The organism is Nonomuraea sp. NPDC050643 (assembly GCF_040654715.1).
In the GTDB taxonomy this organism is placed as follows: domain Bacteria; phylum Actinomycetota; class Actinomycetes; order Streptosporangiales; family Streptosporangiaceae; genus Nonomuraea.
Genome location: NZ_JBFAIM010000009.1, coordinates 158,870 through 173,312, shown reverse-complemented (window position 1 = coordinate 173,312; position 14,443 = coordinate 158,870). Strand labels below are relative to the sequence as shown.

The window sequence follows — 14,443 nt, the reverse complement described above, 5'->3', positions numbered from 1 at the left end:
ATCCCGCGGGGTCCGGCCGGAGGGCCGGCCGGACCCCGCGAGAAGCGCCGGTGAGCTGCTGACCATGCTCCGTAGGCGAGAACGCGCCCAAGGACTTCACCCTCTAGCGTTCCCTCACCCGTACTCGATCGCGTGGTCGTCGAGGCGGCCGTGCCCGGACGGCGGTCAGTTCCGCGGGCGCTCGTCCAAGCCGTCCACCCAGCCCATGTCCTCGTAGGTGACCTGCAGCAACGGCGCCGATCGCGCTGGAGAGCGGGACTCGTGGGCGAGCAGCTCCGCCGTGTCGTCGTCCACGATCAGCCGGGACTCGGCCGCCGCGTCGCCGTTGCCCGCCGTGGCCAGCGCCAGCGCCATCCCGGTACGGCCCCGCAGGTCGGTCACCTCTCCGAGCGACCTGATCGCGGGCTGTTCGGCGAGCAGCCGGTAGAGGGCCGAGCGGGTCCCGGGGCTGATCGGACCGGCCAGCAGGTCCGACGCCGCCGCCCACACATAGCCGGTGAAATCTGGTTTGGCGGGCCACCAGTCACTCGGGGACTCCTCGTCGAACAGCCGCCGCAGCCGGCTCTCCAGCCCGTCCTTTCCGGTCGGCAGCTTGAGCAGTTGCCCCACGGTGAAGTGGTGGTTGCCGATCTGGAAGAAGAGCCGCATGTCGTAGTCGTTGGTCGCCGGCTTTCCCGGGGCCAGGGCGGGCGAGCCGAATCGTCTCCACTTCGCCTCGTCATCGGAGGAGGCGAAGGTGACCTCCGGGTCCTGGCCGGTCCTGGTCCGGCTGGGCGCCCCCTTCTCGCCGGCGTACCAGCTCTCTTGGGTGCTCGCCACGGTCGCCGAGAACGGCACCTCCCGTCGTTTCGGCTTCCCGGTGATCTTGCCGGTGCTCGGGAGGGAACGCACCGGCTGGGAGGTGCGCTGGCGGGTGTACCAGTAGCGGCCCGACGTGGCCGGTTCGCGGGCGGCGGTCTCGGCCGCGGCCAGCAGGACGGACCGGGCGTCCAGAGATCGGGGAGCGGGGGAACGCGTGGGCGGCGAGCCGTCTCCGGCGAGCGGCACACTCGCGGCCGGACTCGGCGGCGTGCCGGCGGGGCCGACTCCGCCGGTGCCCACGACCACGACGACGGCCGCCGAGGCCAGGGCCGTTCCGGCGACGGCGCTCACCATGGCCCGGGTCCGCCTGGCCCGGCGTCCCCGGCGTAGCAGGTCCGGCACCGGCGCGGGCGTGGCCGGTTGACGGTGAGCGAGGGTCCGCAACGCCTGTGCGAGCTGTTCCTGGTCGTCCTTCATCGTGCTGCCTCCTGATGTTCCCGCAGCGCCGTGCGCAGCCGTGCCATCGCTCTGAAGTGCTGATTCTTGACCGTGCCGACCGTGCAGCCGAGGGCCGCCGCGACCGCCTTCTCCGTCAGGTCCTCGTAGTGCCGGAGCACGACGATGGCGCGCTGCCGGCGCGGCAGGGAGAGCAGCGCGCGCCGTAGATCCTCGTGCGGCTCGTACGGCCCCGACCGGGGATCGGCGTGATCGGGCGGGCTGGCGGTGGGCAGCTCCCGTCGTCGCCGCCGCCACCAGCTCACGTTCCCGTTGACCAGCATGCGCCGCAGGTAGGCGTGCGGGTCGGTGGCACCCACCCGCCGCCACCGCACGTACAGCCGCACCAGGCAGTCCTGGAGCAACTCCTCGCCCCGGAGGCGGTCGCCGGTGAGCAGGATGGCGACGGCCATGTGCCTGTCCCAGGCCGCCTCGACGAAGGCGGCGTACGCGGCGTCTTCCGTTGGATCACTCACATGGCCTCAACGCGGAGGTGCCGGAAAAGGTTGGCAGAAGGCCGGGAAAAGCCGGAAAGGCGGGCCGGGGCACGGGCATGCGGAGGCGACGGGGCCCGCGCATGGCGCGCCGCCGACCGGGTCAACCACGGCCGGCTCGACCCAAGGACCTGTACGGCTGGCAGGCCACCCCCAGCGCCGACCGCCTGACACGGCCGCCACCCTCAAGGCCAGTTTCGGGACCGACGGCCAGCCCGGCTCCCACATCGACATCGATGCCTGCGACGCGATCGCGTTATGGGACCACAACGTCGCCGAGACCCAGGTGGTGCTGTGGGAGCGGATGCTCGACCGCCGCCACGGCCCGCGACCGCCCGCGATGATCGCCGTCGATCCCCGCAACACGCCTGTGGCGCGGGAGGCCGACGTGCACCTGCCCGTGCGTGCCGGAACGAACGTGGCTCTGATGAACTGTTCGTGGCGGTCCAGGACCTGTTCCGCACCGAGACCGCGGAGCGGGCCGACGTGGTGTTTCCGGCCGCGGCCTGGGGCCGAGAAGCTGGGCACCTTCACCAGCGCCGACCGGACGGTGCACCTGTCGGAGAAGGCCGTGGAGCCCCCTGGCGAGGCACGGCCCGATCTGGACATATTCCTGGACTACGCGCGCCGGATGGACTTCCGCGATCGCGCCGGCCAACCGCTGATCACCTGGTACGACCCGGAGCCGCCGTTCGAGGCGTGGACGGCGTGTTCAACACCGACCCGGATCGCTGCGAAACCCACGGCCAGGACCTGGTCACCGTTCCAGTTCCACACCCGCACCCAAGACCGGCCGCGCCCCCCAGCTCAACGACGCCGCCCCCGAGCCGTGGGTGGAGATCAGCCCGGCGGACGCCGGCCCGCTCGGCATCGGCGACGGAGATCTGGTGCGCGTGGAGTCGCCGCGTGGCCACCTGCGGGCGCCGGCGACCGCCTTCCGCGACGCCGCCGCGACTCACGGAGGGGAGCCCGACGTGGTGCGCATCTGCGAGCGGCTCGCCGGGCAGTGCGACGAGCACGTGCGGGCGCTGCGCCCGTTCGTGGAGCGCTACGCCGGGGACACCTCCGACGAGCCGGGACGGCCGCGCTCCAGCCTCTTCTCCGGCGCGCGCGATGGCGGTCTCGGTCTGCTTCGCGACCCGCACGGCCTCTGTCTGATGGCGGCCGACTGCGACATCTGCTGGGCGCTGATCGGCCAGGCGGCACAGGGCGCCCGCGACGAGCCGCTCTTGGAGACCGCCGGACGCGACGAGGACGAGGCCGCCGTCCGGTTGCTGTGGCTGCGTACCCGGATGAAGCAGGCGGCACCTCAGACGCTGGTCGTCTCGACCGGTTAGCGGGTCGCGCGCTGCCACAGGGCGGGCCAGCCGCCGTTGCCGAGCCAGGCGGTCGGGACGCGGAGCCCGCCGGTGGCGACTCGGTCTTGGAAGGTCTCCAGGTCGGCGCCCAGCTCCGCGGCGTCGGGGAGGGCGCGGCGCCAGGGGCCGGTGGGGTCGCCCAGGTCGGAGCGGGGGAAGCCGGGCACGGCCGGCTCGCCGGGGGCGGTGATCGGGACCGTCGGCTGGGTCGGCGGCCAGGTGGTGACGGCGATGATCAGCGGGCACAGGAAGGCCGTGTCGGCGTGGCGGGTGACGTGGCCGGCGAGGACGGGATTCGCGGTGCGGGCCAGGCGGCCGAGGGCGGCGCGGACCCTGCGGGTGAGGAGTTCCATCGAGCGGGCGGGCGCGATCGTGGCGTGGCGGGCGAGCTCGCGCAGGGAGCCGGGCAGCGGGGCGTCGGTCACGAGCAGGTCGAGGTTGCCGAAGCGGGCGCGGAGTTCGGGGTCGAGGGCGGCGAGGGAGCGGGCCAGCGGGCGGACCGCGGTGGCCCGCCACAGCCGGGACAGGCCGATCGTGGGCAGGGCGTCGAGGCAGGCACGGTCGATCCGGTCGGCGGGCAGCCTGCGCAGGGCCATGAGCACGTCCGTGGCGGGGACGGCGGACAGGCCGTCTGCTCGTGAGGCGCGGGCGGGCAGGTGGTCCGTTGGTGAGGCGCGGGCGGGCAGGTGGTCCGTTGGTGAGGCGCGGGCGGGCAGGTGGTCCGTTCGTGCGGAGCGGACGGGCAGGTGGTCCGTTCGTGCGGAGCGGACGGGCCGGTCGTCCGTCGCGTGGGGTGGTTCCGGGGTGGGCGGTGGTCGTCGTGTGCGGGTGGTCGTCTTCGGGCGGGTCTCGTGCAGGGCTTGCAGGGTGAGCAGGGCTGACGTCGCCGAGGGGTGGGCGAGGGCCTGCTCGGTCAGCTCCACGAGGGGGACGCTCACCTCGGTGAACAGGCGGGCGGCGCGACGCGGGCGGCGGGGGAGCGGGCGTTCGCGGGTGGGGGGCGGGAGCGGTTCGCGGGTGGGCGGGGGCACGTCAGGGGCAGGTGGTGGGAGGGCGGCCAGCCAGCGGGTCAGCCGTTCCTGGAGGGCGGGGTCGGGGTCGGTGTTGAAGCGGGCCTGCATCTCGGCCAGGTGCCAGCCCGAGCGGCGGTGCTGGATCTCGGCGTTGGCCTCGATCCTGCCGTCGGGGCCGCGCAGTGCCGCCAGGACGCATGCGCCCTTCACGGCCTCGTCCACGTAGTAGGGCTCGGCGACGCAGTTGCCCATGTAGAACGCCCAGTCGGCGAGGGTGCGCGGGTTGCGGGCGTATTCGATGCGCACGTCGGTGCCGGGGATGGCGGCACCGTCGACGGCGGCCAGGGGTTCGGGCACCCGGAAGGGCTCGACGAGCGCCTGGGCGACCTCCAGGCTGCCGGTCAGCTCGGAGATCAGCCCCTGCCAGTCACGGCACCGGCGGGTCGGGCGGGCACCGAGCGAGACGAGCTGGGCGGCGCCGGCGAGAGCCGCGGAGATGGTGTCCAGGCTGGGGGTGAGGTCGTGGTCGGGGACCGGGTCGCAGTCGACGTACGGGTGGGTGACGTGGAAGCCGACCGTGGCCTGGGCGTGGCCGTTGAGCTGGGCCAGGGCGTCGGCGAGCTCGCCGTACCACAGCAGGTCGCCGGCCGTTTCGAGCTCCACGGGCGCGACGTCCGGCCGGTCGGCGAGCCGGTGGGCGAGGGGCGGCCGGGCGTCCACGGAGGGCTGGGCCCAGGCGGACGGGGGACGCTCGGCCGTGTAGCCGACGACGGCGCGCCACTGCCGCAGGTCGCTCCGCGCCCAGGGGCCCAGGCGCTCGCTCCCGTTCCGGATCAGCTCGGGGACGACCTCCAGGACGACCCGGGCATAGTCCGCGGCCCTGGCCAGGCGCTGCCTGACGTACGGCTCGGCGGGGGCGTCGAGTCTCGCGGCCAGATCGCGGACGTGGCAGCCGGGCCGGGCGGGCAGGCCGGCGAGGCCGGGGACGCGGCGCGCGGCCCGGCCGGCCTCGTGCTGGTCCAGCAGGGCGGCGGCCGCGCGGAGGTGGCCGGCGCTGCGGGCCAGCCCGTCGATGACGCCATGGTCGGCCACGGCCACGGCGGTGCGCAGCAGGACGGTCGCGGCCATGGCGTTGTGCATGGCGCGGGTCATGAACTGCAGCCAGTGCCACTCCTGCGGGACCCAGCGGACCGCCTCGCCCAGGGTCGGCTCGTGGCCCAGGGTCTCTCGTATGTAGTCGAGCGCGTACGTGTCCTCGTGCGCGTTGTAGCGGCGGGTCAGCTCTTCCGCCCTGCTCTGCCTGGCCTGCGTGGCCCGGAGCCGTGCGGCGCGCCTGCCCTCCTCCTGCCGGGCGGCCACCTGCCGCCACAGGTCGAGGACCAGGTCGAACCGGCGGCGTGCGGAGCAGGGGGCGAGCACCTGCCGCAGGTGGGCGGCCATGGCGGACGGCGTGGCGTGCGGCTCCGGCTCCACCCTCAGTGGTGTGGCGCCGGACGTCGTCGCGGGTTCGGGGGCGGCGCCCAGGTGGAGGACGCGTTCGAGCTGTTCGGAGCCCAGCAGGGCGCTGGCCGAGGACGCCAGGTGCAGGGCCGCCCACCGTTCGTCGGCGATGGCACGGGCGGCCGCCGCGCCGACGGGCTTGGTCGCCTCCGTGCCGAACAGCGCCACCAGCACCCCCGGCCGCTCGCCCAGCCGTGGCAGCCCGTCGAGCCCCAGCAGCCGGATCGCGGCCAGGACGGCGTCGCGCCGGTCGCCGCGCACGCCGTCCAGCCGTGCGGACACGAAACCCGGGCAGAGCTCGATGCCGGCGCCGGCGACCAGGGCGCCGCCGGTGGCGACCAGCCGGGACAGCTCGGCGGCGGCGGGCCGGGGGTCGGCTCCCGCGGGACCGAGCACGACGGGCGCGCCCGGGGGCGCGTCCGCGAGCACGGCAAGACCGCCGCAGTCCCAGACCCGCTGGTCCCGCCCCGTCACCACGCCGTACGCCAGCCGCACCACAAGGCCCATGATTCGACGCCGGCGCCGGTCCGGGCAACCGAAATACCCCAGCCGCTCACGCCGCCCCTGACCCCTGGCGCCGCGGTTCCTCGACCGGCGAGCCCGCCGTACGGGGTGGCGAGGCGGCGATCGCGGCGAGGTTGGCGGCGGCGACCAGCACCCCGCCGATCAGCGCCAGCGCGGTCACCCCGGTCACCCCGGCCAGCGGCGCGGCCACCGCCAGCCCGAACGGCCGCGACGCGAACGAGATGAGCTGGTCGAACGATCGCACCCGCCCCAGCGCCCCTTCCGGGATCTCCTCCGCCACGACCGTCTCCCACAGCGGGCTGAGCACCCCGAGCCCGAACATGGCCACGAAGTAGCCCCCCGCCAGCACCGCGACCGGCGCCGGCACCGCCAGGGCCACCAAGGGCAGCAGGTAACAGGAGGCCCCGACCTGCACCGCCACCAGGGGTCGGCGGATGCGCAGCCGGGGAGCGGCGAACACCCCCAGGACCATCCCCACGGTCCCGCTCTGCATGATCACCATCCAGCTCGCCTCACCGCCCAGTTGCTGCACGGCGGTCACGGGCCCGAGCGTCAGGAACAGCCCGGCCACGAAGTGCCAGACGCCGTGGCCGACCACACACGCGAGGAACCAGGGCCGCCGCCGGACCTCCCGCCACCCGTGAACCAGGTCCTCACGGAAGGACGCGTAGAAGGCGGACGTACGGCGTACCTCAGGACTCGTGCCGCCCTTCGCGCGCACCCCGCCCAGCGTCACCGCCGAGCACGCGAACAACGCCGCCGTGAGCGCCGCCGCCCAGCCCGGCCCGGCGGCCACGATGATCGTGCCCGCGATGGCGGGAGCGGCCACCGCCGACAGGCTCGTCACCACGCCGATGCGGGCGTTCACCCGTAGCCGATCCGGCGCGGGCACCACGGCCACGACCAGCCTCGGCACGGCCGGACTGCCGAACGCGATGGCCGCGCCCGCCACCGCCGACAGGAGCGCCAGGTCCAGCAGCCGGTTCAGCCCCAGCAGCAGCTCGACGGCCATGACGGCCTGCGTGAGGCACCGGGTGAGATCGGCGAGCAGGACGACCCGCCCCGGTCTGAGCCGGTCGGCCAGCACCCCGCCGATCGGCAGGAACACCAGTAACGGGATCAGCTCGCTCGCCAGCACGATCCCCACCGCCGCCCCGTCGCCCGTCACCCGCAGGACCGCCAGCGTCAGAGTCGTCGGGATCAGGGCCGTGGCCAGGGCGGACAGGCAGCGTCCGAGAAGAAGCCGGGTCAACATGACGCGCAGACTATTTCGCCAGCGAATGTTTCGTCAACAAAATACTCGGCGTCATATGATCGCTCGAATGGAGGACTCGATCGATCGCCATCTGGCCCGCTGGCGCGGCAAGGCGCCCTTCGACGAGCGGGTGGAGGCGATCGTGTCGCGCATGCAGTTCCTGGTGAAGCACCTGGCCCACACCAAGGAGGCGGCGCTGGCGGAGGTCGGGATGCAGGACTTCGAGTTCGAGACGCTGCACCGGCTGGTGGCCCGCGGCGGGGCGGCCACGCCGTCGGAGCTGGCCGGTGACCTGATGCTCTCGCCCGCCGGCATGACGGGCCGGCTGGACACGCTGGAGCGGGCCCGGCTCGTACGGCGGATCCGCAGCACGGAGGACCGGCGCCGGGTGGACGTGGAGATCACCCCCAGGGGCCACGACCTCTGGATGGAGGCCATGACGATCCGGGCCGAGGTCGAGGCGTCCATGGTGAGCGCCCTGGCGCCCGCGGACCAGGAGCTTCTCGACGGGCTGCTCAAACGGCTCCTGCTCAAGGCGGAGTCCGGCCGCTGAGCGAAGGGGCCGCCGCGTGACGCGGGCGCCCTCCGTACGCGGGCCATGTTGTCCAGCGATGACCGGCGGCGAGCGGACCTGGCCGCACATCGACGCCACGGGCCGGGGACGACCATGGACGCCGCACCCTGGCTGGTCAACACCCCGGGCGGTAAGCAGAGGCCTCAAGCGGTCCCATCGACCTACGGAGGCAGTTGTGCACACCCGAATCGCGGTCGCCGGCCTGGCCTGCGCCGTGGCCCTCGCCGGGACGGCCCAAGCCGTCCCGGCCCAGGCGGCCGGCCCGTGGCAGGCCGGCCAGATCCAGCAGATCCAGCAGAGCAGGGGCGAGCGGGTGGTCGAGAACGCCCGCAGGGGTTTCCTCACCCCGGACGCGAACGTCAAGGCCGACGTCGATGTCCTGAAAGTCGCGTTGCGCGAGGTGAAGGCGGGCAAGAGCGTGGCCTTCAACGCGGCCGAGGGCAAGGAGCGGATAACCTCCGCGCTCGGCACCCTCGGCAGGGCCACGAGCGAGGCGGCCGTCCAGGCGCAGTGGAGCGGCCTGGTGGCCGATCGGGCCCGCGCCGGGACCTCCGCGTACGCGGCCAGGGAGCGGCAGTTCCTCGGCTCCTTCACCACCCCTCTGGCCCGGCTGACCCAGACCCACCCGCGGTCGCAGGCGAAGTACTGGCTGAAGAACACCCCGTCCCAGGTGCTCGACGCCGTCTTCGCCGCCGCGACCCCCGACCTTCCTGCCGACCAGCTCTACGTCTACGCGTTCAAGGAAGGGCTGGTGGACTACGTACGCGATCAGACCGGGGTGTCCGCGACCGCAGACCCGACCGAGGCGCAGCTCGGGAGCGTCCGCATCACGAGCCCGATCTCCGGCTACGTCTACCTCGGCACGGACGACTTCTTCACCGACCTGACCGCCGCCAAGCAGCCCGCCTCACGCTTCTTACCGCCGGGCTACGACCTGAAGAGGGTCGTCCTCGACCGGCGGGTCAACGAGAAGGGCCGTGAAGTGCAGTCGGCCAGGTTCCCCGATCTGACGATGGGCCTGCAGGGGCTCGCCGCCCTCGTACGCCGGCACCGCGCGTTGTTCCTGGCCGACGTCAAGACCTACGGATACGCCGCCCCCACCCAGGCCGAGCTCGTCTACTGGACCTACGTCTACTTCAACGCGGGGGAGTTCAACGGGCAGCTCAAGAAGTACGCGGGTGCCCGCCGGCCGGGGGACTGGATCGCGAGAGGGGAGTACCCCAACTCGATCAGGCTCCTGGAGAGCTGGCGCATGATCAACGCCATGAGGATCTTCTAGGGGCCGTCGGCGCTCCGGCCGCCGAGCAGTTTCAGGGCCGTGGGGAACAGCTCCGGCGGGCAGTGCTCGGGGGCGAGCAGGGTGAGCAGGCGCATGCCGATGTCCAGGGACTTCAGGATCGCGTCGGCCTGCTCGTACGGCAGCTCGGCCAGCGCGCTGCCCGGAGGCGCCAGAGGATGGCGGTCCGGGCGGTCACCGGGCGGGAACATCAGGTCGAGGAGCTGTTCGCGCACGGCCGGATGCCGGGTGGCGTGGATCATGAGTTCCACGGTCATCTGGGCGAACGTCTCCTGATCCGCGCCGCGCACCACCTCCACCCAGTACGCGCCGAACGCCGCCACCAGTTCGTCCGCCTCCCGGTCCGAGTGGAGCAGGCGGTCGGCCTGGGCCCGCGCCTCCTGGGTGAGCCGATGGCGCATGACCGCGAGCAGCAGGTCCTCCTTCCCGGCGAAGTTCGAGTAGACGGCGCCCTTGGTGAGGCCGGCCTCGGCGGCGACGTCGTCGAGGGAGGCGCCCTGGATGCCGCGCTCCGCGAACACCTTCTCCGCGGCTTGCAGCAGGTTGAGGCGATTGCGCTCCCGCTGCTCCTGCCGGGTGAGCCGTTCTCCCACCGCGCGTTCTCCGATCCTCGTGGTTGACATCCCCAAGCGTATCTGAATACTGATCAGTATTCAGATTCCAATTGGTATGTGAAAGGGTCGCGATGGGCACTCGCCGTACGTTCCTGAAGGCCGCAGCCGTGGCGGGAGGGGTCGCGCTGTGGGACGATCCCGCCGCCGCGGCGTCCGAGCCGGCGCCAAAAGCCGTGGGAGCCGTCCTGGAAAAGGCCGACGAACTCTTCGCCTCAGGCGACTTCGCCGCCGCCGACGGCCTCTACCGGCGGGTCCTCGCCGGCGATCCCGACCACGTGCACGCGCCGGCTCGGCACGGCCACATCACACTGCTGGCCAACCGGCTGCCCAGGGCCGAACGCCTGCTGAGACGGGTGCTGCGGCTCGACCCCGGGCACTCGCGCGCCCTGGGCGACCTGGCCGACGCGCTGTGGCGCCGGGACGAGTTCGCGGAGCTGGCGGCGTTGCTTCCGTCGGTGAAGGAGGGCGGGCCCACGGCGACGGCCGGGCAGTTGAGGTGCTTCGCCGGGCGCACGCCGTACGCGATCTCCGGACCCGCGACGGTGCGGGTGCCGTTCGCGGCGCCCGCACCGCTGCCGCTGATCGAGGCGTCGCTGAACGGCGCTCCGCCCGAGCTGTTCTTCCTCGACACCGGCGCCCTGTTCGCGCTCAACCAGGACTACGCCGATCGGCTCGGCGTCCCCATGTACGGCTACACGACCGGCAAGACGGTGTACGGCGAGCACAAGGCGTACCAGGGACGCGTGGACCGCCTCGCGTTCGGCGGCGGCCTGAGTGTCGGCAACGTGCCGGTCCACACGATCCCGGACGCGATCCGGATCACCACGCCCGCTGTCCCACGGCACCGTGAACGACCTGGACCGCATGGTGTTCTTCGTCGACACCGGCGGCGGCGACATCGGCTTCACCGCCCCCCCGCTCCACCTTCACCGCCGCCGGGATCGAGGTCCCCCCGGGCGACGGACTCCATCCCGTGACGGTCGGGAAGGTGACCCTGGGGACCGCCGTCCGGCGCGACCTCCCCGGCCTCGTCGGCGCGTTCCCCGGGTGGTTCGAGAACGGCTTCGGTTTCCGCATCGGCGGGCTGCCCACGCACGAGTTCTTCAAGCCGTACGCGCTCACGTTCGACTTCGCGCGCATGCGGATCCTGATGGATCCGGCCGCCTGACGCGGCTCACGCGGGGCGGGTCAGCCGGACGTATCCGTACGGGTTGAAGAACAGGTCGTCCTCGTCGTAGCGGTCGCACGAGCCGGTGCGCAGCGACCAGCGCGGAGCGTCCTCGGCCAGCCGGAAACCGGCGCCGTCCACGATCTCCTCCGCGCGGGGGTCGGTCAGCAGGTAGATCGCCAGCGCGTCCAGGTGCAGGACCAGATCGGGTACGCCGTCCTCGGTCAGCTCCTCCTGGTCGACCTCGATCTCGACCTCAGGCGCGCCCAGCAGGTGCATGCCGCAGCTGTAGAGCACCTGACCGTCGTAGATCGGCCGCTGCACCCAGGCGGCGACCAGCGCACCGGCCAGGTCCTCGTCCTTGGCGTCGGCCGCGCGGCCGGCCAGCGCGAGCCAGCGCTCCCGGCCGTGGGCGATCCCGCTGCTCTCGTTCTTCACGGCGGTGGCGCCGGACCGCAGCAGAGCGGCCGTCGCCGCGAGCAGCCGGCGCGAGGTGTCGGCCGCCAGTTCGCGCATCATCGGCGCGGACAACAGGTAGCCGACACTGTCGTGGGACTCCACCGCGGCGCGGTCCGCCTCGTCGAACGACTCCGCCGCGAGGCCCGCCTCGAACGCCTCCGGCATCTGCGGGTCGGGCGCCTCGGCAGGGGCGGGCCCCGCATCGGCGATGACCCGCTCTCCGCTCTCGCTGACCCCGCCCGCGCCGGGAACGCGGCGCCCGGCCGAACCGGCGTGAACCCCCTCTCCGGCCGGCGCGCGGCGGGGGTCAGGACGACACGGCGGTGATGAGGGCGGCGTGCGGGCGGTGCAGATAGGGGGACCAGAAGTCGGGGCCGTGCGTCCCCCGCCCGTCGGGCGACACGCGGTAGCCGGGCCAGTCGATGCCGGTGAATCCGGCCTCGGTCAGTGCCTTGACCAGGGTGGGCCGGCTCCAGTGGCGGGCGGTGACGACCTCGTGGTACGCGCTGAAGACCAACTCCAGGGTGACCCGTGAGGCGTCCGAGCGGGGTTCGGCGTCGTACAGCCGGAAGCCGTAGCGGGCGTAGTAGTCGGGCCTGGGGTCGAAGTCCGGGTTGACCGGCAGCGTCACGAACCGGCCGCCGTCGCGCAGCGCGCGGCCCGCCAGCGCGCACAGCTCCGTCAGCGCCCGGTAGTCCTCGGCGTAGGGCAGCACGTAGACGCCGAGGACCACGTCGAACGAGCCGGCCGGCGGCGGCGTGGTGGTGTACTCGATGCCCAGCGCCTCCCGGGACTCGCGGCGGGAGGCGTGTTCGATCATGCCTTCGGAGGTGTCATACCCCACCACCCGGCCGGCTCCGGCTCGTCTCAGCGCCCGGCAGTAGTCGCCGGAGCCACAGCCGAGGTCCAGCACGGAGGCGCCGGCCAGGTCGCCGAGCAGCCCCAGCACCGTGTACGACTCCAGGTCACGGCGCCAGGGCAGCTCGAAACTCTCCTCGTACAACTGCGCGAGCGCGTCGAACCGAGTGCTCATCGGTGATCCTCGTCAGCCGGGCGGCAGGGGTGAGCCGAGCAGCCAGTTGCCGGGCGCCTCGGTGTCGGTGCCGAGGTAGAACTCCTCGATGGCGGTGCGGAACTCGTCGTGGGTGATGGTGCCGCTGCCGTTGCGGTCCAGCCGCCGGAACGCCGGCTCGCTGATGGCCGGGTCGATGCCGAGGGCGTCGTACATGCGGACGTACTCGTCGAGGGTGAGCATGCCGCTGCGGTCGGTGTCCAGGGCGCGCATGAGGGCGTCGATGATGGGCATCACCAAGCGCTCGACGGTCTTCGGATCGGGGGCGATGCGGGAGCGCATGGCGGTGATGAACTGCTGCGGCCCGACGCGTTGCAGGGAGTCCGTGGCGCGGGCGTCGAGCAGGGTGTCCCACCAGAGCATGAACGCCTCACGCAGCGCGTTCCTGGTCTCCTCGTCGCCTTCGGGCGCCACCGCGGCGAACACGTTCCCCATCTGCTCGAAGTCGTCACGGGTGAGCCAGCCGTCGTCGGTGTGGTCGAACCAGTCGAACAGGATGGTGAACTTCCGTTCGGTGCTGTCGTGGGCCATGGCGGCCTCCTTGGGGTGTCGGGGGTGGGCCGGCTGAGCGAGTCGGAGCCGTCGTCGTTTCCTCATAGAAGGCCAGACGGTCATCTTGACTGATGATGCCGTCGCCGTTGCGATCGGCCGCGGGAATAAGCGCGTCCACAACTTTCCCGATGCCCTGGTCGTCATAGGCGGCGTCGGCGTCCATTCCCGCGCGGATCGCATTGCTGAATTCGACGACGCCCACTGCTTCGCCGGACGGTCCCCGCGCACGGTCGGCGTCACGGTGTGGCCGCTGGGCGGTCGCCTGGGCGATGGGTTCGAAGCCCGCGCTGTTCAACCGCCCCGACCCGGACACGTTGAGCGCCCCGAACGCGAGTGCCGGCCTGGCGTTCCGAATGTCCGCAGGATCCACTGCCGCTCCTTCAAGGAGTTGACCGGAAATGAGAAACGCCGACAGAAGGCCGCGTGCGGGCCGTGAATGTTGCGGCCGGGCCTCGTAAAACTCATAGAACTCTTCCTGCGGTCGGTGGTCAATGGCCCTTTCCGGTCGTCGGCAGCGGTTGACACGGTCCTTTCTGGAGAGTAATGGATAAATGTTCTTGAACGGATTGCGTGGTCGCCGTTAATAACCGTCGTGAAATTACGGCGTCAGGCGCGGTAGCCGTACAGGAAGGCGTGGACGCCGGAGGTGACCATCGCGTCGATCTCCTGCCCGGTGGCGACCGCCGGGTGGGAGGCGCCGCTCGCCGAGATCAGCAGCATGAGGTGCAGCGCCGCCCGCTCGGGGTCCGCGACGCGCAGCAGGCCCTCCTCGGCCCACCGGCGCAGGTGCCCGGCGAGCTCGCGGCGGACCCGCCGCGGCCCGGTCTCCTGCCAGGCGTCCACGACGGCCTGAGGGATGTGGCCGGCCTCGGCGTTGATCTGGCGAACCAGGGAGAAGTGCTCGGTGTGCTCGGCGGCCGTCGGCTCGGCGAGGGCGCGGCCGAACTCGACGAGGTCGGCCTCGAGGTCGGTCACCTTGCGGAGATGGCGGTCGATGACGGCGATCTGCGCCTCGGCGGCCCGGGTGGCGCTCTCCTGGATGACGCTCCGGAAGAGCTCGGTCTTGTCGGTGAAGTGGTTGTAGATGGTACGCGTGGACACCCCGGCGGTGGCGGCGATCGCGTCGATGCTGGCGCGGCTGTAGCCGTCGCGGGCGAACACCGTCAGGGCGCCGGCGAGAATCGCCCGCCGTTTGTCGGCGAGCCCGCCCCGAGGGCGGGGCTTGGCCGTGTTTCCGCTGCTCATGGGCTGCCTTTCGGATGAATT

At 72.6% G+C, this 14,443-nt stretch carries 15 protein-coding genes and 1 pseudogene; 7 read left to right on the top strand and 9 right to left on the bottom strand.

Translation table 11 applies throughout. From position 1 onward, the window contains the following. Positions 1–165: 165 nt before the first annotated feature. Both AB0I15_RS14425 and AB0I15_RS14420 read right to left on the bottom strand, forming a co-directional pair. Positions 166–1,278, bottom strand: a complete 1,113-nt coding sequence (locus tag AB0I15_RS14425) for a hypothetical protein (protein ID WP_358094705.1) — start codon at positions 1,276–1,278, stop codon at positions 166–168. Further along, positions 1,275–1,772 (bottom strand): SigE family RNA polymerase sigma factor, encoded by a 498-nt coding sequence (locus tag AB0I15_RS14420; protein ID WP_358094703.1) that lies wholly within the window; start codon positions 1,770–1,772, stop codon positions 1,275–1,277. Before AB0I15_RS14420 ends, AB0I15_RS14425 begins: the two co-directional genes overlap by 4 nt. A gap of 453 nt (positions 1,773–2,225) precedes the next feature. Here AB0I15_RS14420 and AB0I15_RS14415 point away from each other — a divergent pair. Further along, a pseudogene (locus AB0I15_RS14415) lies at positions 2,226–2,328 on the top strand (molybdopterin-dependent oxidoreductase); the annotation flags it as partial. Positions 2,329–2,623: 295 nt separating this feature from the next. Continuing rightward, positions 2,624–3,127: a molybdopterin dinucleotide binding domain-containing protein gene (locus AB0I15_RS14410; protein WP_358094702.1), complete on the top strand. Its 504-nt coding sequence runs from the start codon at positions 2,624–2,626 to the stop codon at positions 3,125–3,127. Here the strand turns inward: AB0I15_RS14410 and AB0I15_RS14405 are convergent. Both AB0I15_RS14405 and AB0I15_RS14400 read right to left on the bottom strand, forming a co-directional pair. Beyond that, positions 3,124–6,168 (bottom strand): hypothetical protein, encoded by a 3,045-nt coding sequence (locus AB0I15_RS14405; RefSeq protein ID WP_358094700.1) that lies wholly within the window; start codon positions 6,166–6,168, stop codon positions 3,124–3,126. The genes AB0I15_RS14410 and AB0I15_RS14405 overlap by 4 nt on opposite strands. A gap of 46 nt (positions 6,169–6,214) precedes the next feature. After that, positions 6,215–7,441, bottom strand: coding sequence for an MFS transporter (locus tag AB0I15_RS14400; RefSeq protein WP_358094698.1), 1,227 nt, complete (start codon positions 7,439–7,441; stop codon positions 6,215–6,217). A gap of 67 nt (positions 7,442–7,508) precedes the next feature. On the opposite strand from AB0I15_RS14400, the gene AB0I15_RS14395 reads away from it, so the two are divergent. Continuing rightward, on the top strand, positions 7,509–7,994 hold the full coding sequence (locus AB0I15_RS14395) for a MarR family transcriptional regulator (RefSeq protein ID WP_358094696.1): 486 nt from the start codon (positions 7,509–7,511) through the stop codon (positions 7,992–7,994). Positions 7,995–8,190: 196 nt separating this feature from the next. Then, positions 8,191–9,294: a hypothetical protein gene (locus tag AB0I15_RS14390; protein WP_358094694.1), complete on the top strand. Its 1,104-nt coding sequence runs from the start codon at positions 8,191–8,193 to the stop codon at positions 9,292–9,294. On the opposite strand, the gene AB0I15_RS14385 is transcribed toward AB0I15_RS14390, so the two are convergent. Continuing rightward, on the bottom strand, positions 9,291–9,905 hold the full coding sequence (locus AB0I15_RS14385) for a helix-turn-helix domain-containing protein (RefSeq protein ID WP_358094692.1): 615 nt from the start codon (positions 9,903–9,905) through the stop codon (positions 9,291–9,293). The two genes, AB0I15_RS14390 and AB0I15_RS14385, sit on opposite strands and share 4 nt — an antisense overlap. A gap of 92 nt (positions 9,906–9,997) precedes the next feature. On the opposite strand from AB0I15_RS14385, the gene AB0I15_RS14380 reads away from it, so the two are divergent. Continuing rightward, a complete protein-coding gene (locus AB0I15_RS14380; protein WP_358094690.1) occupies positions 9,998–10,903 on the top strand; it encodes a retropepsin-like aspartic protease in 906 nt (301 codons plus the stop codon). 11 nt (positions 10,904–10,914) lie between these two features. Next, on the top strand, positions 10,915–11,094 hold the full coding sequence (locus tag AB0I15_RS14375) for a hypothetical protein (RefSeq protein ID WP_358094688.1): 180 nt from the start codon (positions 10,915–10,917) through the stop codon (positions 11,092–11,094). A gap of 6 nt (positions 11,095–11,100) precedes the next feature. Here the strand turns inward: AB0I15_RS14375 and AB0I15_RS14370 are convergent, their stop codons facing one another. The 3 genes from AB0I15_RS14370 to AB0I15_RS14360 all read right to left on the bottom strand — a co-directional run bounded on the left by AB0I15_RS14370 (position 11,101) and on the right by AB0I15_RS14360 (position 13,156). Further along, a complete protein-coding gene (locus tag AB0I15_RS14370) occupies positions 11,101–11,718 on the bottom strand; it encodes a hypothetical protein (RefSeq protein WP_358094686.1) in 618 nt (205 codons plus the stop codon). Between the two features lie 142 nt (positions 11,719–11,860). Next, the gene (locus AB0I15_RS14365) at positions 11,861–12,586 is read right to left on the bottom strand and encodes a methyltransferase domain-containing protein (RefSeq protein ID WP_358094684.1); all 726 of its coding nucleotides are present in this window, start codon (positions 12,584–12,586) and stop codon (positions 11,861–11,863) included. A gap of 12 nt (positions 12,587–12,598) precedes the next feature. Beyond that, entirely contained in the window at positions 12,599–13,156 is a 558-nt protein-coding gene (locus tag AB0I15_RS14360) for an EF-hand domain-containing protein (RefSeq protein ID WP_358094682.1), read from the bottom strand. A gap of 85 nt (positions 13,157–13,241) precedes the next feature. On the opposite strand from AB0I15_RS14360, the gene AB0I15_RS14355 reads away from it, so the two are divergent. Continuing rightward, positions 13,242–13,613, top strand: a complete 372-nt coding sequence (locus tag AB0I15_RS14355) for a hypothetical protein (RefSeq protein WP_358094680.1) — start codon at positions 13,242–13,244, stop codon at positions 13,611–13,613. A gap of 170 nt (positions 13,614–13,783) precedes the next feature. On the opposite strand, the gene AB0I15_RS14350 is transcribed toward AB0I15_RS14355, so the two are convergent. Further along, entirely contained in the window at positions 13,784–14,422 is a 639-nt protein-coding gene (locus AB0I15_RS14350; RefSeq protein WP_358094678.1) for a TetR/AcrR family transcriptional regulator, read from the bottom strand. Positions 14,423–14,443: the final 21 nt, after the last annotated feature.